This is a genomic window from Mesorhizobium sp. WSM4307, from assembly GCF_007003945.1.
Taxonomy (GTDB): Bacteria; Pseudomonadota; Alphaproteobacteria; order Rhizobiales; family Rhizobiaceae; genus Mesorhizobium.
In genome coordinates, this window is the sequence record NZ_VFTB01000010.1 from 44,753 (window position 1) to 65,357 (window position 20,605).

Below are 20,605 nucleotides of genomic sequence, written 5' to 3' on the forward strand. Positions count from 1 at the left end.
CGAAATGCAGCGTTTCCTCAGGGTGACGCTGGTTCTGCTTTGCGCCCTGGGGTGGTCGACATCGGTTCAGGCGGATCCGCCGCAATCGGCCAAGCAACGACTGATCGACAAGGTCTGCAACCTGATCCAGGCCCATGCCGACCAGAACGGCCTGCCGCGGGATTTCTTCGCCAGGCTGATCTGGAAGGAAAGCCGTTTCGACCCCAATGCCGTCAGCCCCGTCGGCGCCGAAGGCATCGCCCAGTTCATGCCGGGCACCGCCAAGATGCGCGGGCTCGAAAACTCCTTCGACATCAACCAGGCGATCCCGGCTTCGGCGAAATATCTTGCCGAAATGAAAAGCAGCTACGGCAATCTTGGCCTGGCGGCGGCCGCCTACAATGCCGGCGAAAGCCGGGTTTCGCGCTGGTTGGGCTCGGGCGGCTTCCTGCCGATGGAGACCGAGAGCTATGTCTTCGACGTCATGGGCGAGCCGGTCGACAAGTTCACCGACCCCGCCTATGCCGGAAAAATCGAGCCGCTCGATGCCAAGACGGATTTTGCCGTCGCTTGCCGCAAACTGCCTGTCATCATGTCGCGGACCGTGGCGATGGCCTCGATCAACGTCAAACCATGGGGCGTCCAGGTGGCCGGCAATTTCCGCCGCAGTGCTGCCATCAGCCAGTGGCTGAGGGTCAGGAGCCGGTTTCCGGCCTTGCTCGGGGGGCATGATCCGGTGGTGAGCCGGGTGCGCACGCCGATCGGCCGGCGTGGTATCTACGCCGTCAGGATCGGGATCGACGATCGTGCCGCCGCTAATGTCATCTGCCAGAAATTGCAGAGCGTCGGCGGGGCATGCGTGGTGGTACGCAACCGGTAGTTCGCGGCGGTGGGTCGGCCGGGTTGCCCTGCCTGTGATGAACGACGAGGGCAGCAGGATGTTCGACGCCTACATTATCTGCGGCACGCCGAGAACCGGCAGCACGCTGCTGTGTAAGCTCCTGGCCTCCACCGGGACATCAGGCGATCCGCACTCCTTCTATCGGCGGCAGGACCTGTCGGAATGGGCTGACGAGTGGAAACTGCCGGCCCGCGATACGATGCGCGAGCTTGAATTCGAGGTTGCCTATCTCGATGCGGCAATCACCGCCGGCAAGGGCGGGACAGGCATCTTCGGCCTGCGCCTGATGCGCGAAAACCTGGATGAACTTTCGGCGATCCTCGACCGGATTTTCCCAGGGCTGGCGTCAGACACGACGCGCTTCGAAAAGGCCTTTGGCCGCATCCTCTACATCCACCTGTCGCGTGAGAACAAGCTTGCGCAGGCGATCTCGCTGATCAAGGCACAGCAGACCGGCCTTTGGCATATTGCGCCGGACGGCACCGAGATCGAAAGGGTCGCACCGGCGCAAGAACCCCGATATGATTTCGAACGGATCAAAGGGGAACTCGCCAAGCTCGAAGCCTATGACACGGCGTGGAACATCTGGTTCGCGGCGCAAGGCCTGACGCCGCTGCGCGTCGGCTATGATCGTCTCTCCGCCGATCCCGCGGCGGCCTTGCTGCGCATCTGCGAGGCCCTCGGCGTTCCGCCGCCGAATGCCGGGGACATCCGGCCGGGCGTCGCAAAGCTCGCCGACGAGACAAGCCTCGACTGGATGCGCCGCTATCGTCTGGATGCGGCCGGCTGAGTATGAAGGCCGAGCAAGGTCGCAACCTAATCGACGACGTAGATTGCGCCTGTCGCGCATGGCAAGCATTTGGGCTATAGGCGGCGGCATGACCGATCCGATCTACAATGATCCCGACTTCGTTCAGTTCTACGACATCGAGAATCAGGATGGCCGCGCCGATTTTGACTATTGCGTCGGTCTTGCCCGGGATGGCGGCTCGGTTCTCGATCTTGGTTGCGGCACCGGTCAACTGACCGCCGAAATGGCCCAAGGGCGCCACGTCACCGGTGTCGATCCCGCATCGGCCATGCTCGATATCGCGCGACGCAGGACCGGCGGTGACAAGGTCGACTGGGTTGTTGCCGACGCGCGAACGGTGCGGCTCGGAAAACGGTTCGATCTGGTGCTGCTGACCGGTCACGTTTTCCAGGTTTTCCTGACCGAACAGGATCAGCGGGCAGTGCTGTGCACCATCGCCGAACATCTCGGTCCTGGTGGGCGCTTTATCTTCGACACGCGAAATCCCGCCGTGGAGGCGTGGCTGGAATGGACCCCGCAGCGCTCGGAAAGGATTGTGGAGCATCCCAGTCTTGGCACGGTCAGGGCTTGGTATGATGCCGACTGGAATGCCGCCAGTGCGGTGGTCACCTATTCGACCTTCTATGAAATTCCGGGCGGCAGACCCATTCTGGGCGCTGAATCGAAAATAGCGTTTCCGAAGAAGGAAGATATTGCCGGGATGCTGGATGACGCTGGCCTGCTGGTGGAGCAATGGCTCGGCGACTGGCAGGGCGAACCCTATGCGGACACCTCTCCGGAAATCATCCCGGTCGGTCGGCTGCGCTGATCAGCCAGCCCGACCGGACGTATCTCACGCCGTCTTGGCCACCACCGTCTCGCTGAGCCAAGTGCCGATTTTCGTCCCCAGCCGGTCGGGCGAAACCGGCTTCGGCAGATAGTCGTCCATGCCGGCCTCGATGCACTTGTCGCGGTCGCCCTTCAGCGCATGCGCGGTGACGCCGATGATCGGGATGTGACCGCCCGACGAGGTCTCGATCGCCCGGATGGCCCGGGTTGCCTCGTAGCCGTTCATCTCGGGCATAGAGACATCCATCAGGATCAGTTTCGGATGCAGCGACCGGTACATCTCGACCGCCGTGCGGCCGTTGCCGGCGATGCGGTAACTCAGACCGAGCCCGTTGAGGATCTGGCCGAACACCAGCTGGTTCACCTCATTGTCCTCGGCGATGAGGATGTCGATCGGGCCGTTCGGCGTGGCGGTCGATTCCGGCACCGCCATGACCGGCATGGCCGGGCCACGGATGACGGTGAAGGCGGGCGGAGCCGCCTGCGGAACCGGCTTCGGCTGGACCGGTTCGCGGATGAACTGCGCCTTGCCGACCTGCGAGCGAGCCTTCTGGATGACCGAGATGACCGTGCCGAGCAGGACCGCCGAACGCGCCGGCTTGGTCAGATGCGCCGATATGCCGAAATCGATGATCATCTTGCCGAAATCGACCTGGTCGACCGAGGTCAGGATGACGATCGGGATGGCCGACAGCCGGCTGTCGGCGGCGATGGCCCGGGCGACATCGGCGCCATTCATGCCGGGCATCTGGTAGTCCAGGATGATGCAGTCGACGCTGGCGCCCAGCTGGCAGGCGCGATCGAGGAAGGCCAGCCCCACCGCGCCGCTTTCGGCGGCGGCGCAGTCGAAGCTCCAGCTTCTGAGCTGCTCGAGCAGGATTTCGCGGTTGACCGGATTGTCGTCGATGACCAGCACGCGCGCGCCGGTGACGTCGACAGGCACGATCGCTTCGCGTGCCTCGGCATGATGCACAGGCAGCGGCACCGCGAACCAGAAGACGGAGCCGCGCCCGATCTCGCTCTCGACGCCGATCTTGCCGGCCATCAGGTCGACGAGGCGGGCGGCGATGGCAAGGCCAAGGCCGGTGCCTTCGTGACGCCGGGTCGAGGAGCCGTCGACCTGCGCGAATTTCTCGAACACGTTCTGCAGTTTCTCGGCCGGGATGCCGATGCCGGTGTCCTCGACCCGCAGCCTGAGCTGGACGACATCGTTGACGGTTTCGCCGCCGACATCGATCAGCACATGGCCCTTCTCGGTGAACTTCACCGCATTGCCGACCAGATTGGTGACGATCTGCCGGAAGCGGCCGGCGTCGCCGACGACATGGGCCGGCAGGCGCGGATCGACGCGCACGATCAGTTCGAGGTTCTTTTCGGCGACGCGCGCCGAGACCAGTGTCGCCACGTCCTCGACCGCTTCGGTGAGACGGAAGGGGGCAGGGTCCAGGGTGAGCTGTCCGGCGTTGATCTTGGAGAAATCGAGGATGTCGTTGATGATGGTGAGCAGCGCATTGCCGGATTTGACGATGACGTCGGTGAAGGTCTTCTGGCGTGGGGTGAGTTCGGTCTTGGCCAAGAGTTCGGCCATGCCGAGCACGCCGTTCATCGGCGTGCGGATCTCGTGACTCATATTGGCCAGGAATTCCGACTTGGCGCGATCGGCGGCCTCTGCCTTGAAAAGGGATTCGGCCGACTGGGCAAAGGCGCGGCGGATCGCCTGCTCCATCGGCCGGAAGATCCAGAAGGCGACGATGGCCAGGACGCCGAACAACAGGCCGCTCGCCCACAGCAGCAACCGGTCGCTGGACGCATCGGCCAGATGGCGCTCTTCGTCCATGGCGGTGCGGACGCGGACCAGCATCGGCTGGACGAACAGGTCGTTCTGGTTGCGGATTTCCCGATAGCTCCATTCATCGGCCTTCTGCGCCACCGACATCAGATTGAAGTTGCGCACCATGTCATGCGCCGACCAGAACAGGTCGCCGTTGACCGAGGCGGTTTCGAGCTCGTTGAGGGTCTTGGCCGACAGGCGCGAGCGAAGCGCGGCGAACTGGGCGGTCAGCGTGTCGATTTCGTTGGTCAGGCGTTCGGAATGGTCGCGGGCCGAGGCGGTCAACGCGTCGCGTGTTTCGTTGCGCCAGGCGGAACCCGTCGTCTCGGCGAAGCTGGTCGCGTTGCGCAGGTCGCGGGTGAAGACGACGAGGTTGCTGCTCAGCGCGTCAACCTCATGGCGGAAGGAATTGACACGGTTGAGCGCAACCATGATGGCCGTGGAAGCCAGCGCGAAAATCAGCAATCCTGAAAGATAGCGAATCCGGACAAACCGGATGAAGGAAGAATATTCCGGCATGCGCAACCCCAACACATACGCATTATTTTAACGACCGGGATTACGCTTCATTTACATTAAGATTTCGTTCGCGCGACCAGCGCGATTGCTCGTCCGCGCGGCGGGAAGATCAGAGCGATGCGGTGATGCCGCCGTCGACATAGAGGATATGGCCGTTGACGAAGGACGAGGCGTCGGAGGCCAGGAACACGCAGGCTCCGACCAGTTCCTCCACCTTGCCCCAACGGCCCGCCGGGGTGCGCTTTTCGAGCCAGCCGGTGAAAGCCGGATCGGCGACGAGGGCTGCATTGAGCGGCGTGTCGAAATAGCCGGGGGCGATGGCGTTGCATTGCAGGCCATGTTTGGCCCAGTCGGTTGCCATGCCCTTGGTCAGGTTGCCGACCGCGCCCTTCGTCGCCGTGTAGGGGGCGATGCCAGGGCGGGCAAGGGCGGTCTGCACGGAAGCGATGTTGATGATCTTGCCACGGCCGCGGCTGATCATGTGGCGCGCAGCCGCCTGGCCGACATGGAAGACGCTGGCGACATTGGTCTGCAGCAGGCGCTCGAACGCATCGGCGGGAAAATCCTCGAGCGGCGTGCGGAACTGCATGCCGGCATTGTTGACCAATATGTCGATGGGTCCGCCGGACAGCTCGAAATTGTCGATCGCGGCGCGAACCGCGTCATGGTCGGTCGCGTCGAAGACAAGCGTTTGCGCCCCGGGGATCTGTGCCGCCGCGGCGCCGAGCTTGGCCGCGTCACGGCCGTTGAGGATCACGCTTGCGCCGGCTTGCGCCAGGCCCTTGGCCAGAGCGAGCCCAATGCCTTGCGACGAGCCGGTTACGAGCGCCCGGCGCCCGCTGAGATCGAACAGATTGGCCGACATCGAAGCTGATCTCCCATTTGTCTCTGAACCCGCACCGACATCGGTGGGCACTCAGCTGTTGCGCGTCGCGATGAAGGTCGCAGCCTCCTTCAGCAGCGCCGCCTTGTCACCAAAGGGATCGAGCAGCGCGTGGGCCTGCCCGACAAGGCCGTGCAGCTGGCTGCGCGCCCAATTCGCACCGTGCAGCGCCACCAGCGTTCCCTTGCCGGCGGCGGCGTCCTTGCCGGTCGCCTTGCCCATCTGGCTGGCGTCGGCGGTCAGGTCGAGCAGGTCGTCGGCAAGCTGGAAGGCAAGGCCAATGGCCGAGCCGAACTCAGCCAGTCTTTCGCGGTCCTCGGCCGCAGCGCCGGCGATGATGGCGCCGGCCTCGCAGGCGAAGCGGATCAGCGCGCCGGTCTTCATTGCCTGCAGCGTTATGATGCCCGCCTCGTCGGGCGGCGTCTGCTCGGCTTCGAGGTCGAGCTTCTGGCCACCGACCATGCCGCCGGCTCCGGCCGCACGGGCAAGCGCCAGCACCAAGGCCGCTCGCCGCTCCGCCGGCAGTACGGTCGCCTCGCCGGCGATGATGTCGAAGGCCAGGGTCAGCAATGCGTCGCCGGCCAGGATCGCGGTTGCCTCGTCGAAGGCCCTGTGCACTGTCGGCTGGCCACGGCGCAGATCATCGTCATCCATCGCCGGCAAATCGTCATGGATCAGCGAATAGCAATGCACGCATTCGAGTGCCGCCGCGACGCGCAGTGCTGCTTCGCCGTCGGCGGAGAAAAGGGCGGCACTTTCCATGGCCAGGAAGGGGCGCAGGCGCTTGCCGCCGTTCAGCACGCCATGGCGCATCGCCGCCATCAGCCGATCGGGCCGCGCGATCTCACCCGAAAGCGGGCGATCGTCGAGCAAGCGCCGCAACAGCACCTCGACGGCCGCTGCTCGCCTGATGAGCGCCATTTCGAACGCCATTTCGTCGTCATTCGTCATGGTCGGGACCGGTAGCCGACACTCAGACGTTGCGCAAGAAGGCAAGCGCCATTATGCCGGAGCGAGGAGAAGCACGGGTTGGGCGGCTTGGCGGAACCGATCGTCGATCATGAAACCGAAAAGCTGGACATGGCGACGAGATCGCGCGGCGTGAACCGTCGCGGTCTCAGGCGCCGGGTCCGGCGCGGCCTTGTCGTGGCCGCCGTACTGGCGTTGATCCCGACCGTGCTGACCTTCCTTTACCTGCCGTCCTTCGTGCACCCGGTGTCGACGCTGATGCTGAAGGATCTGGCGACCTTCTCCGGCTATGACCGGCGCTGGGTGTCGATCGACGATGTCGCGCCGGTGCTGGCTCACTCCGTCATCATGTCGGAGGACGGGCAGTTCTGCTTCCACCGTGGCGTCGATCTCGGCGAACTCAGAGGGGTAGTCGACGATGCGCTGGCCGGCGAGGCGACGCGCGGTGCCTCGACCATCACCATGCAGACGGTGAAGAACCTTTTTCTCTGGTCCCGTCCGCTGGGCTCGGTGCGCAAGGTCGTCGAACTGCCGCTGGCCGTCTATTTCGACGCGGTGATGTCGAAACGCCGTATCATGGAGATCTATCTCAACATCGCCGAATGGGGGCCGGGCATCTACGGCATCGAGGCGGCGGCGCAGCACCATTTCGGCATTCCGGCAAAACAGCTGTCGCGCCGGCAGGCCGCACTTCTCGCCGTCGCCTTGCCCAACCCCATCGCCCGCAATCCGGCCAAACCCGGGCCGGGCTTGAGAAGGTTGGCCAATCTGATCGAACGGCGTGCCGGTCGCTCAGGCGCCTATGTCGGCTGTCTGGAGTAACCGACTCAAAAAAATTCATGGCAGTGCTGGCCAAAACGGTGTCAGGCGTGTATAGGCAGCCGACTTTCTCAGATTTAGGCCCCGACATGGCCCTTTCACGAGGGCGGGCGGGGCTTTTGACCATGTAATGGAGCATATCCATGGCCGTTCCGAAACGCAAAACCTCTCCGTCCAAGCGCGGCATGCGCCGCTCGGCCGACGCCCTCAAGGCCCCGACCTATGTCGAGGACAAGAATTCCGGCGAAATGCGCCGCCCGCATCACATCGACCTGAAGACCGGCATGTATCGCGGTCGCCAGGTGCTGACCCCCAAGGAAAGCTGAGACCAGCTTTTTTGAAGGGTTGAGTTGCAAAGGACCGGCCTCAGGCCGGTCTTTTTGCGTTTGGCGAACCTGACGGCCGAGGCCCAGACTGCCATCCCACTGGCGGGTAGCGCGCGCCGGCTCCTTCAAGCGCTGAGCCTCTTTCCTACGCTCGCTCCGTGTCGGCTGACATGGTTGTTGCATTCGGTCTTCGACCGTGTTTGCGGCTTGGCACGAAAAATCTTGACGGCGTGGCTGTGGCGCATTCTACAGAAGGTGCCCCCATATGGAGACGCCAGATGTTCGGTGCCGTCCCGCTTTTGATCGTGCCTTTCATTCTCTACAATCTTGGCCTGCTCGGAATCTTCGGCGGCGGCGATGACCCGTGGGCGAGCGAGATCTTCTCGTTCCGCATGATGTCGGGCGGGGTGTTCTCGATGACGCTCGGCGACCTGATGATACTGATCGGCCTGATCTTCCTGTTCCTCGAAATGGTGAAGTCGGCGCGCACGACCAGCGCCTCGATCATGGACCATCTCCTGTCGACGCTGGTCTTCGTCGCCTTCCTGGTCGAGTTCCTGCTGGTCAAGGGCGCGGCGCATTCCATCTTCTTCACGCTGATGATCATCGCGCTGTTCGATGTGCTGGCCGGGTTCGCCGTGTCGATGCGGTCGGCGAGCCGGGACATCAACCTCAACTAAGTACTCAGCCCGGATCCGCGGTGAAGCCGGCGGCCTCGATGCCGGCGATGGCCGCGGCCTCGTCATTGTCCGACGTGTCGCCAGAAATGCCGACGGCGCCGATGATGGTGCCGGCCTTGTCGCGGATCAGCACCCCGCCGACGACCGGCAGCACACGTCCACCCGACACGTCGGAGATGCCGGCGACCAGATGCGGGCGCTCCTTGGCGAAGGCCTCGACCTTGCGCGAGCCCATGCCAATGGCCAACGCGCCATAGGCCTTGCCCGCCGACATTTGCGGGCGCAGGAACGAGGCGCCGTCCTGGCGCTCGAAGGCGACCAGATGGCCGCCGGCGTCAAGAACCGAGACGCCGAGCGGCTTGAACTTGAGTTCGGCGCCCTTGGCGAAGGCGGCATCGATGATTTGCCGGGCTTTTTCGAGCGGCAGTGCGGTCATGGCAATCTCCTGTTGGGAAAGGGACAATCATCGATGGCCAGCCGGCCGAAGCAATCCCGGTTTCGGTTGAAATTGCTTCTTGTGAAGCGGCGGGATGGGGGGCCGCTGTCGCCAGGACCGCGTCGGCGAGCGGCTGAATCGACAGGCGAACGGTGCCGCTGGTCAGGCCGGGTTGCCGACGGCCGTGCGGCTATTTCTTCTTGGCGCGGACAGGTTTCTTGGCGGGCACCGCCGGCGCGTTGGCGAGGTCTTCGGCTTCCTTGGCCAGCCGCAGAGCCCGTAGCTTGTCGGTCTTGGCCTTGCGGGCGTCGCTCTCGGCGGCATACTCAGCCATCGCCTTCTGGCGGACGGTGGCCGCCTCTTCCTGCTTCTTGAAACGCAGATCGGCGCGCGCGCGGGCGGCATCCCGAGAGTTCTCAACCAAGAGCTTATCCAATCCCGTGAATTGTGGTTTCCGCTTGTTCTAGCAGAGCCGGCCTCCAAACGGGGAAAATAGTTGGTTAGGCGGCTGGGCTGGCGCCGAGAGCCTTGCCGGCGACCACGGCTTGATAGGCGGCCTGCAGGGTCGCGCGGACAGAAGGACCGGATGCCGTGTCGAGCGGCATGCCCAGATGCTCATGGCGCAACTCGTCCATGAATTTCTCCCACATTGGCGGTCCGCCCTTTTCCAGCAACTCGGCGCGGATCGATAGTTCCTCGCTCGTCGGCAGCCAAACGCGGCCCCAGGCGCCGAGATGGGCCAGGATCGGCACCAGCGTGATGGCCATCTCGGTCAGGCTGTAGATCGCCTTCTGCTTGTGACTGGGATCGTCGGCCTTGGTCAGCATGCCCAACTCCATCAGCCGCTTCAGCCGGTCGGCAAGGATGTTGGAGGCAATGCCTTCAATCGATCCGTTGAGCAGTTCGCGGAAATGCCGCCTGCCGCCAAAAATCATGTCGCGAAGGATGATCAGGCTCCAACGGTCGCCGAACACTTCCAGCGAAAGGTTGATCGGGCAGCCGGACCGGCGATCGAGGCTCATTCGATTCTCTCCACAAAACCAGTTGCATTATCATATCAGTTTTATTATGGTGCAACCGATTGCAAAATGCAATCAGAATAGGAAACTGAGTGATGACGACGATCAATCGTCCCGAGATCAAATCCGAAGCCTTCGGTGATCCTGAAAATCCCGCGCTGCTTTTAATCATGGGCGCGATGGCCTCGATGCTGTGGTGGCCGGAGGCGTTTTGCCGGGAGTTGGCGGATGCCGGCCTGTATGTGATCCGCTACGACAATCGCGATACCGGCCGTTCGACCAAATATCCGCCGGGCAAGCCGCCTTACACATTCGACGACATGGCGGACGATGCCATTGGCGTGCTCGACAGCCATGGCATCGGCAAGGCCCATGTCGCCGGCATGTCGATGGGCGGCATGATCGCGCAAATCGTGGCGCTCAAGCATCCCTCCCGCGTCGCGTCGCTGACGGTGATCAGCAGTTCGCCGGTGGGGATGGACACGTCGCATCTGCCGCAGACAACCGGCGCCTATGTCGAGCATTCGGCCGCGGGCGCCGATGTCGACTGGTCGGACCGCGGCCAGGCGATCGATTTCGTGGTCAAGGATGCGCGGGCGATCGCCAGCACCACACATCCGTTCGACGAGGTCCAGATGAGAGCTTTCATCGAAAAGGATTACGACCGATCCGGTGGGTTCTTGAGCGCGACCAATCATTTTTCACTCAAGGGTGGCGATACCTGGAAGGGGCGGCTGCCGCAGATGGCGGCGCCACTGCTGGTCATCCATGGCACATCAGATCCGATCTTTCCGGTCGAACATGGCGAGGCGCTGGCCAAAACGGTCGCCGGCGCGAAACTCCTTCGCATCGCGGGCGGAGGCCATGAGCTGCATCCGCAAGACTGGCCGGCGATATCAGCCGGGATCGTCGCGCATATCCGATCCAATTGAGCCTTCGCGAGTGGTCTTGACGGGCAAGGCACGGCGCAATAGTTAAGTAAATGCTTCAGTGTCGATTTCCCGCTGACCGACGATCCCTGAAACGGAAGAGCAAAGAATGTCCCTGACGCTGCATTTCCATCCGCTGGCCTCTTTCTGCTGGAAGCCGCTGATCGCGCTCTACGAGAACGCCACCGCCTTCAACCCGGTCATCGTCGATCTCGGCGACGAGCACTCGCGCGCGGCGTTCCTGAAGATATCGCCGAGCGGCAAGATGCCGGCGCTGCGCGACGATGCGCGCGGCCGCACGGTGCTGGAATCGACCATCGTCGTGGAATATCTGGCTGCGCACTATCCGGGGCCGGTCGAACTCGTTCCCGCCGACATCGACCTGGCGCTGGCGGTCCGCCAGGCCGACCGCTTCTATGATTTCTATGTGCAGGAGCCGATGCAGAAGATCGTCGGCGACCGTTTGCGGCCGCAGGACAAAACCGATCCGCTCGGCGTCGAGCAGGCGCGCGGCCAGCTGCGCAATTCCTACGCCATCGTCGAACAGGAGATGCAGTCGACGACCTGGGCGGTGGGCGACGCCTTCAGCCTGGCCGATTGCGCGGCGTCTCCGGCACTCTTCTACGCCAACAAGGTCGAGCCGTTCGGCGACAAATATCCCGCCGTGAAGCGCTATCACGACCGCCTGCTGCAGCGCCCTGCCTTTGCCAGGGTGATCGAGGAGGCGCAGCCCTACTTCAAGTTCTTCCCCTACAATAATGGCTGACAGCGATGCTGCACGATCCCGCCCAGCTCGACCTGATGTTCCAGGCGCTTGCCGATCCGGCGCGGCGGCAGATGGTCGACCGGCTGTCGCGCGGTCCGGCCTCGGTCAGCCAGCTGGCCGAGCCGCTGGCAATGTCGCTGTCGGCTGTCGTCCAGCATCTCAATGTGCTGGAGGCAAGCGGTCTGGTGCGCTCGGAAAAACTGGGGCGCGTGCGTACCTGCCAGATCGAGCCGAAGGCGTTGAGAGCAGCCGAACACTGGATCAACGAGCGGCGCCTCTCCTGGGAGCGCCGGCTGGATCGGCTCGGCGATTTTCTGGCGCAGACCGACGACGAAAACTGAAGGAGACCAACATGACCGAACGATCCGTCGTCCATTCCACCTTCATCATCGAGCGTCTCTATCCGGCGACGCCGTCGAAAGTCTTCTTCGCGCTCAGCAACGCGGACGCCAAGCGGCGCTGGTTCACCGATCCCGACAATCCGATGCCCGGCCGTTTTGAAATGGACTTTCGCGTCGGCGGCAAGGAGCTCAATGCGGGTGGACCGAAAGATGGCCCGATCCACGTCTACACAGCCACCTATCAGGACATCGTGCCGGACCAGCGCATCGTCTACAGCTATGACATGCTGTTTGGCGCAACTCGCATCTCCGTGTCGCTGGCCACGATCGAACTGTTTGCCGAGGGCAAGGGCACGCGGCTGGTGCTGACCGAGCAGGGCGCTTTCCTCGATGGCCAAGACACATCGTCGTCACGCGAGCACGGGACGGGGGTGTTGCTCGATTTGCTCGGCGCTTTTCTGAAGGAGAAGACCTGAAAGGGCGGATCGGTCGCCGGCCAGAAACGGTCAGCCTTCCCAGAATTGATCGAGCCAGATGTTGAGTCGCAGGAAGCCGGAATTGCTTACCGTGTACACACGCCGCGTGCCTTCAGCCTTGGCGTTGACCAATCCGGCGTCGAGCAACACTTTCAGATGCTGTGATACGGCCGGGCGTGAGACTGGAAGCCCGGCCGCCAGCTCGTTGACGGTCTTCGGACCGCGTCGAAGTTCTTCCAGAAGGTGGCGCCGATTGGGGTCGGCGATCGCCATGAAGGCGTCGGAAAACATCATGCCTCATTTGTGAGGCAAAGTTTTTCGAATCTCAACTGTCTGCTTCTGCTTTTCTTCTTGGGTCAAGCCGCAATGCTTCCGGCGTCACCGAGCGGTCGGCCGGCTGCGTCTTGAAGGCGTCGCGATCGCCGATCGGCACCGGAGCGCGGCGGCTGATGCGCAGCAGCGTGTAGCCTGCCAATGACAGATGCGCGAAGGCGGTGGCCAGGAACAGGCCCTCCGGGCGCATCCAGCCCATCAGCGCTGCCGCCAGCAAGGGCCCGATCATGGTGCCGAAGCCGTAAAGCAGCAGCAGTCCGCCCGACACCTTGACGAAGTCCTCGGCACGGGCGTGGTCGTTGGCATGCGCCACGGCTATCGAATACAGCGTATAGGCAAAAGCGCCGTAAGCGGCGGTGAAGACGATGACGAAAACGCCGGAGCGCGGTTGGAACAGGAAGATCAGGAGCGCGAACAGGGCCGCGCCGAAAGCGGCGCCGGCCAGCACGAAACGCCGGTCGGTCTTGTCGGAGAGACGCCCGGCCGGTAGCTGCATGGCAGCGCCCGCGACGACGACGAGGCTCATCATCAAGGCGATCTCCGCGGTGGGAATGCCGATGCGCGCGCCATAGACCGCACCCAGCGTGCCCCAGGCGCCATTGGCGATGCCGATCAAAACGCAGGCGATCGCCGACACCGGCGAGTTGGCGTAGAGCCCCTTGACGTCGAGTTTGACGTCCTGCAGCGGCTTGGGGTGCGACGCCGTCGAAACCGCGGTCGGGATCAGCGACAGGCAGAACAGGATGCCGGTGATCATGAACAGCGACGCCGATTTCACGTCGCCGCCGGCGACAATCATCTGGCCGCCCATGATCGAGGCGTAGGTGACCATCATATAGAGGCCGAAGACGGTGCCGCGGTTCTCGTTGGTGGCCTTCTCGTTCAGCCAGCTTTCGATGACCATGAAGGCGCCGGCCATGGTGAAACCAGTAAAGGCGCGCAGCAGGATCCAGACATATTCATCGATGATCAGGCCGGTGAGCAGGGCCACGATGGCGCCGGACGCGGCGAAGGCGCCGAAGGCGCGCACATGCCCGGCGCGGCGTACGATGCGCGGGGCAAAGAAGCAGCCGGTGACGAAGCCACCGGCCCATGCCGTGCCCATCAGGCCAAGCGATGCGGTGGAGAACCCTTCCACCTGGCCGCGCAGGGGGAGCAGCAGCCCATGTAGACCGGATGCCGCCAGCAGGAAGGCAGTGCCGCGAAGCAGGGAGAGGATCGGTCTGTAGGATGCGAGCATTTATTGATCCGGCTGGACTCTGGAGGGACAAGGTCTGAAGACAGTCGCATTCGGGCTTTTCGGCGGCGGGCTGTTGCGCCCGTCTGCCTATCCGCGGCGGAACAGTGCCTCGGCGGCCGATTTGGTGTTGTCCTTGGCCTTGAGCTCAGCCTCCAGCCTTGCGATTTCGTCGCGCAGGATGCCGATGCGCTCCGACAGTTCGCCGACGGAAAGCAGCGACAGATCCTGCCCGATCTCGTGCGGCCGTGCCTTCTTCTTGGGTTCGTCGTCGAAGATCGCCATCGTTGCTCCTCCTCCGCCACACCAGATTGGCCATTTGCCTGATTTGGCAATCAGCATACATAGGGCAAGGGCGTCGATGCAAACAGCCGGTAAGAATGCGGCGAGGAAGACGGGAAACTCCATGGCGAGCGGACAGAAAATTCCGGCGAGGATGACGGCAATCGCGATCTCGGAACCGGGTGGCCCACGGGTGCTAAAACCGGAAACGCGCGATGTCCCCTTGCCCGGCCCCGGCGAGATCCTGATCAAGGTGCATGCCGCCGGCGTCAACCGGCCCGACGTGCAGCAGCGCAAGGGCGCCTATCCGCCGCCGCCCGGTGCATCGGACCTGCCGGGCCTCGAAGTATCTGGCGAAGTGGCTGCCCTTGGCGACGAGATATCGCGCTGGCGCATCGGCGACCGGGTGTGCGCGCTGACCCCCGGCGGCGGCTATGCCGAATATGTCAAGGTTCATGCCGGCAGCGTGCTGCCGCTGCCCGCCGGCTTCACCCATACGGAAGCAGCGGCCGTGCCGGAAAACTATTTCACCGTCTGGCACAATGTGTTCGAACGCGGCGGCCTGAAGAAAGGCGAGACGCTGCTGGTGCATGGCGGCTCGTCCGGCATCGGCACGACGGCGATCCAGCTGGCTTCGGCCTTCGGCGCCTATGTCATCACCACCGCCGGATCCGGGGAGAAATGCGACGCCTGCCTGAAGCTCGGCGCCGACCGGGCGATCAATTACCGCGAGGAGGATTTCGTCACGGCGGTCAAGGAGGCGACGGATGGCAAGGGGGCCAATGTCATCCTCGACATGGTAGGCGGCGACTATGTCCAGCGAAACTACGAAGCGGCGGCGGTCGAGGGCCGCATCGTCCAGATCGCCGTGCAGGCTGGTGCCGTCGCCAGCGCCGATTTTTCCAAGATCATGGTCAAGCGGCTGACCCATACGGGGTCGACGCTCAGGCCGCGCACCGTCGAGTTCAAGGCGGCGATCGCGGCGGCTCTGGAGGCACAGGTGTGGCCACTGCTCGGCACGCGCAAGGTCGCACCCGTCATGGACATGATCTATCCGCTGACCGATGCCTGGCGCGCGCATGAGCGGATGGAGGAGGGCGAGCATATCGGCAAGATCGTGCTCGACGTCGGCTAGGACGGCGATATTCAGGCAAGGCCGGCCTGCAAATGATGGCTTCCTGCGCTTCCGGCCTTCGCCGGCCGAAGCACGCATGTGGGCGGTCGTGGCAGCCAAGGCTATGGCCGGCGTAGGCCGGTGCTCGCCTACGAAAAGTACGCTCCGCTCCGGTTCTCGGTATCAACCCCCGTCTTCGACTCCGACTCGGCCTGACCGGAATCTCGACACGGCCTGGGACGGCGCCTTTCGTCCCTGCCTACAAGATGAACAGAGGCTTAATGGTGCAATGCAGCATTTGCATCATTGCTATGCAAAATCGGCCGTTCAAGTCCTCATCGATGATCACTATCTGTGCAGCATCGAAACGAACACCCCATCCAGGAGGACTACCATGAACCCGATCCGCGCTTTCCGTAACTGGCGCATGTACAACGAGACCGTGCGCGAACTGAACCGTCTCAACGCACGTCAGCTCAGCGATCTCGGCATCAACCGCGCCGACATCGAGCGGATCGCCCGCCAGGCGATCTGATTGCAAGCATGATCCGGCCGCAGGGCCGGCTCATGTTGAGAAGTAGAGCCGTCGCAGACGTTCCCCGTTTCCGGTTCCGAACCCGCTGGACCTTGTCCAGCGGGTTTTGTCTTTTTGGGGCCAGTGCAATTGCCATGGCAATTGCAGGAGCGCGCGGCACTTGTGCGGCCGCTCAAAAGTACCTGTCCCCTACGCGCTTACCGGCTCCCGAACCCATCGGGGCGGCCGCGCTTCCAAAAACATTGCGAAACGGCAAGGGAACGGTTATACAGGCCGCGAATTTCCCATTTTGGTGGCTCTAAACCACCGCCCGCGCGGGAACGCGGGCGAACGAGAAGGATTTTTCTAATGGCCAATACGCTGTTGATGCCCAAGGCGACCGCCGTCTGGCTGGTCGACAACACCGCGCTCTCCTTCGAGCAGATCGCCCAGTTCTGCGGGCTGCATCCGCTCGAGGTCAAGGCAATCGCCGACGGCGAATCGGCGCAAGGCATCAAGGGCATGGACCCGATCATGACCGGCCAGCTGACCCGCGACGAGATCGCGCGCGCCGAGAAGGACCCGAACCAGCGCCTGAAGCTTTCCGACCCCAAGGTGCGGGTGCCGGAATCCAAGCGCAGGGGCCCGCGCTACACGCCGCTGTCGAAGCGCCAGGACCGGCCGAACGCCATCCTGTGGCTGGTGCGCAACCATCCCGAACTCAAGGACGCGCAGATTTCGCGTCTCGTCGGCACCACCAAGTCGACGATCGAGCAGATCCGCGAACGCAAGCACTGGAATTCGGCCAATCTGCAGCCGATGGATCCGGTGACGCTGGGTCTCGCCTCGCAGATCGACCTCGACATGGAAGTCAACCGCGCCTCGCGCGGCCGCGAACAGGCGCAGCCGGTCGGCGACACGCTGCTGCCGGCGGCCCTGACCGAGCGGCTGGTGCCGGCCCCCGAAAAGCCGAGGGACGAGGATGCCGAACTCGACGCCAACGCCGTGTTCGCCAAGCTCTCGGCGCTGAAGTCGAAGAACGAAGACGCTGACGACGAGTAAGGTCTGCGACAGTTCATGAAAAAAGCCCGCTTCGAGCGGGCTTTTTTGTTCCATATGCAATCTCAGCTTCGCGCCACGCGGTCGGGCGCCATGCCGTAATCCTCGCTGCGCTCCACGGCCCGGTAGAAGTCGGCAAGCTGCTTGCCGCGCTCCGGCTTGAAGATGCGGCCGGCGATCACCACCGAGGCGATGCGGTCGATGCGGAAGGCGCGGAAGTCGTCGCGCATCTCGCACCAGGCGACCAGCGTCCACACCTTGCCCCAGAACCACAGGCCGAGCGGCCTGATGTCGCGCGCGGTGCCGCGCCCGGCCTCGTCGCAATAGTCGATGGTCAGCACCTGGCGCTTTTCGACCGCACGCTCGATCAGGTCGATCGCCTCGCGGGCGGCGTCGCTGACCACCCACATCGGCGTGTGGATCTCGGTGCGGGCGATGCGGTCCTTCTCGGCATCGGGCAGCACCGCGCCGATCTTGACCAATGCCTCGTCGGCGGCGCGTGCCATTGCGGCGCCGCCAAAGGCGCGCACCATGCGCGCGCCGGCAACCAGCGCCACGATCTCGTCACGCGTGAACATCAGCGGCGGAAGGTCGAAGCCCTCCCTCATCATGTAGCCGACGCCGGCCTCGCCGTCGATCGGCACCCCGGTCGACTGCAGGTCGGCAATGTCGCGATAGATCGTTCGCTCGGAAACCTCGAGCCACGTGCCGAGCTTCTGGGCGGTGACCAGACGGCCACCCCGCAGATGCTGCACGATCTGAAAGAGCCTGTCGGCGCGGCGCATCGTTTGCTTCCCCAGTGTTGTTGCTAGGGCGGCTCCTGGACCGGAGCCGCTCCTGACGACATTCATTACGGTTTCAGTCCTTCGCGCTTGCGCTGCGCGGCGATGAATTCCGCGCCAAAGGACAGTTTCTTCGTTGTCGGCGTCCTCGCATCGAGCACGCGCCAGAAGGGCGCGATGTCGCTCGTAGTCATGCCGCGATCGAGGTCTTCCCTGGCGGCTTCGGCGACCGTGCGCAGATGATAGCCAATGGTCACCGGACATGTCACTTCGGCGCCGTGTTCGATGGCGAGCGCCGTGCGCAGCGCACGGACATCCATCTCGACGCCTTCGGGAATCGACCGGATGAAAGCGTCGACCTGGCGCGCGGTCGGCACCAGCATCGGCTGGCCCTCGACCACGTCACCCACCGTGCGCGGCGTTGGTTTCACGCCGTTGGTGCCAGGCGTGTTCAGCCTGTCGTTCCAGCTTTTCATCGGTCGTTCTCTCGGCCGGCCATGCGCATTATCTCATCGTTGCACATCCCTCCTGACAGCATACTGTCAGGAGGCTTCAGCATATTCCCTGGCAAACAGCGTCCGCATCCGCGCGAGATCGGCGCCTCGCTCGGGATAGAGCGTCTTCAGAAAGGCAAGGGCAAAGGTGCCGGGCGCCGAACCCGGAGCGGAGACGATTTTGCCATCGGCGACCGCGTGCGGCACGTCCTGATAGTTGTTGTCGCCGGCATAACCGGCTTCGTGTCCGTTGATCCAGTCGCGGCCATTGCTGGTATGTTTGGCTTGTTCGAACATGCCGGCGCGGGCCAGCGCCAGCGTGCCAGCGCAGATGCCGCCGACGACGCCGCCGCGCGTTGCAACGGCATTGAGCAATTGAGCGATATCCGGAGGTGTTTTGCCCGCCCACTGGTCGGAACCGATGACGGCGACTGCGTCAAGATCGGCATTCTCGTCGATGCCGGCCGAGCGGTCGGGCGTCAGCCGAAAGCCGCTTATCCCGGTCACCGGCTTGCCTCCAGGGGTCAATGACACGGCACGAGCACCGAACCACTCAACCGCCGAGGCGGCCAGCAATCCATATTCCCAGTCGGCAAAACCTTCGATGAAGACGAAGCCGATTGTCTTCTGATCAGGCATAAGCTCGCTCCGTCCCCCAGCGCGCCGCAGCTATATCTGGGCATTGGCGCGCCCATGTCCAATATCGATGTCGAAAAATTCGCCTCAATTGCCTCGAGAGCGACGTTCCACATACACATCGGGCCAGCCGATATCCTTGCGGATGTCCGCGGGCAGCGCGTTCATGAAACGCTGCGTGCGAATTTCGTTGCGCATGGTGCGAACCTTGCCGACATAGTGCTGCATGCCGCGCAGGATGGTGAAACCGTTCATGGCTATTCTCCTCTCTCTAACTGGATGCAGTATCGCACACCCCTCCTGACAGCAGTCTGTCAGGAGGATGGCAGGGCGCGCGGCGATCGTTCCGGCTGGCGGAAATTGTCCCCGGCCGTGATCTTCGACCCAGCCTTGCGGATGAGGGATTGTTCACCGCCGGGGTGCCTATGGAGCCAACACTGTTCAATTCACGGCGACGAACTGTCAGGATAAGCGGCCTTCAGCGAGGTGACCGCAGTTCTGATATGAAGGGAGAAAATTCTTCCCCAAAACCAGGGAGACGACCATGAGCCTGCAACTGACAGGAATCCACCATCTGACGGCCATCACCGCCAACGCAGCGGGCAATCTTCATTTCTATACGAAGGTGCTGGGCTTGCGGCTGGTCAAGAAGACGGTGAACCAGGACGACACGTCAGCCTATCACCTTTTCTATGCCGACGGCGAAGCGACGCCGGGCACCGACCTCACCTTCTTCGACTGGCCGGTTGGCCGCGAGCGGCGCGGCACCCACAGCATCGCGCGGACCAGCCTCAGGGTCGGCAGCCCGGAGAGCCTGGCCTGGTGGAAACAGCACCTGGCCGGCGAAAACATCGCGACAGGAGAGATTGCCGACATCAGCGGCTACCCGTCGTTCGATTTCGAGGATCCCGAAGGCCAGCGTCTGCGGCTCGTCAGCGATGGCGGCAAGGGCGGCAGCCATCCCTGGGCGCAAAGCCCGGTGCCGGCCGAGCATCAGATCCGCGGGCTCGGGCCGATCGTCATCAGCGTCCCCGACATCACCAACACCGAGGCGGTGCTGACCAGGGTGATGAACATGCGCAAGGGCCGCGACTATGCTTCGCCGGATGGCGAAGGCCAGGTCCATGTCTTCGAAATGGGCGCTGGCGGGCCGGCGGCGGAGCTTCATGTCGCCGTGCAGCCCGCGCTGGCTCCCGCAAGGCAGGGCGCCGGTGCGGTTCATCATGTTGCCTTTAGGGCGCCAGACCAGGAGACGCTGCATCAATGGACCGCCCGCCTGGCCGAATTCCGCCTGCCGTCGAGCGGCGAGGTCGAGCGCTATTACTTCCGCTCACTCTATTTCCGTGAGCCCAACGGCATCCTATTCGAGATCGCCACGGACGGGCCGGGCTTCACCGCCGACGAGCCGCTGGAGACGCTGGGCGAAAGCCTGGCCCTGCCGCCGTTCCTCGAACCGAAGCGCGCCTCGATCGAAGCCGGCCTCAAGCCGCTGAAGTAGGTCGTCCTCCCAAAACGGAGGGCGCCGCGGTCCGGTTGGGGAACGCGGCGCCCGTTCCTTCTCGGCTTTGACAGCGGGCCGCGTTGCTGGTCAAAGGCGGCATGACGAAACTTCTCGCCCTTGTCATCGTCGGCTTCATGGTC

Annotated in this window: 27 protein-coding genes; 14 read left to right on the plus strand and 13 right to left on the minus strand. The window is 63.6% G+C overall.

The window, feature by feature from the left end:
- Positions 1–4: 4 nt before the first annotated feature.
- From FJV83_RS23930 to FJV83_RS23940, 3 genes are all read left to right on the plus strand, one after another.
- Positions 5–859: a lytic transglycosylase domain-containing protein gene (locus tag FJV83_RS23930; RefSeq protein WP_142885740.1), complete on the plus strand. Its 855-nt coding sequence runs from the start codon at positions 5–7 to the stop codon at positions 857–859.
- A 58-nt stretch (positions 860–917) separates the two neighbouring features.
- On the plus strand, positions 918–1,670 hold the full coding sequence (locus tag FJV83_RS23935; RefSeq protein WP_246691909.1) for a Stf0 family sulfotransferase: 753 nt from the start codon (positions 918–920) through the stop codon (positions 1,668–1,670).
- An 88-nt stretch (positions 1,671–1,758) separates the two neighbouring features.
- Positions 1,759–2,499: a class I SAM-dependent methyltransferase gene (locus FJV83_RS23940; RefSeq protein ID WP_142885738.1), complete on the plus strand. Its 741-nt coding sequence runs from the start codon at positions 1,759–1,761 to the stop codon at positions 2,497–2,499.
- A 24-nt stretch (positions 2,500–2,523) separates the two neighbouring features.
- On the opposite strand, the gene FJV83_RS23945 is transcribed toward FJV83_RS23940, so the two are convergent.
- The 3 genes from FJV83_RS23945 to FJV83_RS23955 form a co-directional block, all read right to left on the minus strand.
- Entirely contained in the window at positions 2,524–4,869 is a 2,346-nt protein-coding gene (locus FJV83_RS23945) for a response regulator (protein WP_142885737.1), read from the minus strand.
- A gap of 109 nt (positions 4,870–4,978) precedes the next feature.
- Positions 4,979–5,734 (minus strand): SDR family oxidoreductase, encoded by a 756-nt coding sequence (locus FJV83_RS23950; RefSeq protein ID WP_095793135.1) that lies wholly within the window; start codon positions 5,732–5,734, stop codon positions 4,979–4,981.
- A gap of 51 nt (positions 5,735–5,785) precedes the next feature.
- The gene (locus FJV83_RS23955; RefSeq protein ID WP_095787998.1) at positions 5,786–6,703 is read right to left on the minus strand and encodes a polyprenyl synthetase family protein; all 918 of its coding nucleotides are present in this window, start codon (positions 6,701–6,703) and stop codon (positions 5,786–5,788) included.
- A gap of 78 nt (positions 6,704–6,781) precedes the next feature.
- On the opposite strand from FJV83_RS23955, the gene FJV83_RS23960 reads away from it, so the two are divergent.
- The 3 genes from FJV83_RS23960 to FJV83_RS23970 all read left to right on the plus strand — a co-directional run bounded on the left by FJV83_RS23960 (position 6,782) and on the right by FJV83_RS23970 (position 8,546).
- A complete protein-coding gene (locus tag FJV83_RS23960; protein WP_095772116.1) occupies positions 6,782–7,543 on the plus strand; it encodes a transglycosylase domain-containing protein in 762 nt (253 codons plus the stop codon).
- A 140-nt stretch (positions 7,544–7,683) separates the two neighbouring features.
- Positions 7,684–7,866 carry a 50S ribosomal protein L32 gene (gene rpmF / locus FJV83_RS23965; RefSeq protein ID WP_008834724.1) on the plus strand — a complete coding sequence of 61 codons (183 nt, stop codon included), beginning with the start codon at positions 7,684–7,686 and terminating at the stop codon, positions 7,864–7,866.
- Between the two features lie 278 nt (positions 7,867–8,144).
- On the plus strand, positions 8,145–8,546 hold the full coding sequence (locus FJV83_RS23970; protein ID WP_095787997.1) for a hypothetical protein: 402 nt from the start codon (positions 8,145–8,147) through the stop codon (positions 8,544–8,546).
- Positions 8,547–8,550: 4 nt separating this feature from the next.
- Here the strand turns inward: FJV83_RS23970 and FJV83_RS23975 are convergent, their stop codons facing one another.
- The 3 genes from FJV83_RS23975 to FJV83_RS23985 form a co-directional block, all read right to left on the minus strand.
- On the minus strand, positions 8,551–8,982 hold the full coding sequence (locus FJV83_RS23975; protein ID WP_095787996.1) for a heme-binding protein: 432 nt from the start codon (positions 8,980–8,982) through the stop codon (positions 8,551–8,553).
- A gap of 190 nt (positions 8,983–9,172) precedes the next feature.
- Positions 9,173–9,406, minus strand: coding sequence for a hypothetical protein (locus tag FJV83_RS23980; RefSeq protein WP_142885736.1), 234 nt, complete (start codon positions 9,404–9,406; stop codon positions 9,173–9,175).
- Positions 9,407–9,482: 76 nt separating this feature from the next.
- Entirely contained in the window at positions 9,483–10,004 is a 522-nt protein-coding gene (locus FJV83_RS23985; protein WP_095787995.1) for a helix-turn-helix domain-containing protein, read from the minus strand.
- Positions 10,005–10,096: 92 nt separating this feature from the next.
- Between FJV83_RS23985 and FJV83_RS23990 the strand changes: the two genes are divergently transcribed.
- The 4 genes from FJV83_RS23990 (at position 10,097) to FJV83_RS24005 (ending at position 12,513) form a co-directional block, all read left to right on the plus strand.
- Complete coding sequence (locus tag FJV83_RS23990) at positions 10,097–10,933, plus strand: alpha/beta hydrolase (protein ID WP_142885735.1); 837 nt, start codon at positions 10,097–10,099, stop codon at positions 10,931–10,933.
- A gap of 106 nt (positions 10,934–11,039) precedes the next feature.
- The gene (locus tag FJV83_RS23995) at positions 11,040–11,696 is read left to right on the plus strand and encodes a glutathione S-transferase family protein (protein WP_095793137.1); all 657 of its coding nucleotides are present in this window, start codon (positions 11,040–11,042) and stop codon (positions 11,694–11,696) included.
- Positions 11,697–11,701: 5 nt separating this feature from the next.
- Positions 11,702–12,037, plus strand: a complete 336-nt coding sequence (locus FJV83_RS24000) for a metalloregulator ArsR/SmtB family transcription factor (RefSeq protein WP_095772122.1) — start codon at positions 11,702–11,704, stop codon at positions 12,035–12,037.
- A gap of 11 nt (positions 12,038–12,048) precedes the next feature.
- On the plus strand, positions 12,049–12,513 hold the full coding sequence (locus FJV83_RS24005) for an SRPBCC family protein (protein WP_142885734.1): 465 nt from the start codon (positions 12,049–12,051) through the stop codon (positions 12,511–12,513).
- 30 nt (positions 12,514–12,543) lie between these two features.
- On the opposite strand, the gene FJV83_RS24010 is transcribed toward FJV83_RS24005, so the two are convergent.
- The 3 genes from FJV83_RS24010 to FJV83_RS24020 form a co-directional block, all read right to left on the minus strand.
- A complete protein-coding gene (locus FJV83_RS24010) occupies positions 12,544–12,807 on the minus strand; it encodes a metalloregulator ArsR/SmtB family transcription factor (protein WP_142885733.1) in 264 nt (87 codons plus the stop codon).
- A gap of 31 nt (positions 12,808–12,838) precedes the next feature.
- Positions 12,839–14,086 carry an MFS transporter gene (locus FJV83_RS24015; protein WP_142885732.1) on the minus strand — a complete coding sequence of 416 codons (1,248 nt, stop codon included), beginning with the start codon at positions 14,084–14,086 and terminating at the stop codon, positions 12,839–12,841.
- A gap of 87 nt (positions 14,087–14,173) precedes the next feature.
- Positions 14,174–14,368, minus strand: a complete 195-nt coding sequence (locus FJV83_RS24020) for a DUF1192 domain-containing protein (RefSeq protein WP_027047479.1) — start codon at positions 14,366–14,368, stop codon at positions 14,174–14,176.
- A gap of 121 nt (positions 14,369–14,489) precedes the next feature.
- Between FJV83_RS24020 and FJV83_RS24025 the strand changes: the two genes are divergently transcribed.
- The 3 genes from FJV83_RS24025 to FJV83_RS24035 all read left to right on the plus strand — a co-directional run bounded on the left by FJV83_RS24025 (position 14,490) and on the right by FJV83_RS24035 (position 17,055).
- Positions 14,490–15,500 (plus strand): NAD(P)H-quinone oxidoreductase, encoded by a 1,011-nt coding sequence (locus FJV83_RS24025; RefSeq protein WP_142885731.1) that lies wholly within the window; start codon positions 14,490–14,492, stop codon positions 15,498–15,500.
- Between the two features lie 373 nt (positions 15,501–15,873).
- Positions 15,874–16,014 (plus strand): DUF1127 domain-containing protein, encoded by a 141-nt coding sequence (locus FJV83_RS24030; RefSeq protein ID WP_064987068.1) that lies wholly within the window; start codon positions 15,874–15,876, stop codon positions 16,012–16,014.
- Between the two features lie 348 nt (positions 16,015–16,362).
- Complete coding sequence (locus tag FJV83_RS24035) at positions 16,363–17,055, plus strand: DUF1013 domain-containing protein (RefSeq protein ID WP_142885730.1); 693 nt, start codon at positions 16,363–16,365, stop codon at positions 17,053–17,055.
- A gap of 62 nt (positions 17,056–17,117) precedes the next feature.
- On the opposite strand, the gene FJV83_RS24040 is transcribed toward FJV83_RS24035, so the two are convergent.
- From FJV83_RS24040 to FJV83_RS24055, 4 genes are all read right to left on the minus strand, one after another.
- On the minus strand, positions 17,118–17,837 hold the full coding sequence (locus tag FJV83_RS24040; protein WP_095201249.1) for a YafY family protein: 720 nt from the start codon (positions 17,835–17,837) through the stop codon (positions 17,118–17,120).
- Between the two features lie 65 nt (positions 17,838–17,902).
- The gene (locus FJV83_RS24045) at positions 17,903–18,310 is read right to left on the minus strand and encodes a hypothetical protein (protein WP_095787988.1); all 408 of its coding nucleotides are present in this window, start codon (positions 18,308–18,310) and stop codon (positions 17,903–17,905) included.
- A 66-nt stretch (positions 18,311–18,376) separates the two neighbouring features.
- Positions 18,377–18,967, minus strand: coding sequence for a type 1 glutamine amidotransferase family protein (locus tag FJV83_RS24050; protein WP_142885729.1), 591 nt, complete (start codon positions 18,965–18,967; stop codon positions 18,377–18,379).
- An 84-nt stretch (positions 18,968–19,051) separates the two neighbouring features.
- Positions 19,052–19,219, minus strand: coding sequence for a hypothetical protein (locus FJV83_RS24055; RefSeq protein WP_142885728.1), 168 nt, complete (start codon positions 19,217–19,219; stop codon positions 19,052–19,054).
- A gap of 289 nt (positions 19,220–19,508) precedes the next feature.
- On the opposite strand from FJV83_RS24055, the gene FJV83_RS24060 reads away from it, so the two are divergent.
- Entirely contained in the window at positions 19,509–20,462 is a 954-nt protein-coding gene (locus FJV83_RS24060) for a ring-cleaving dioxygenase (protein ID WP_142885727.1), read from the plus strand.
- The last annotated feature ends 143 nt before the right edge of the window (positions 20,463–20,605 follow it).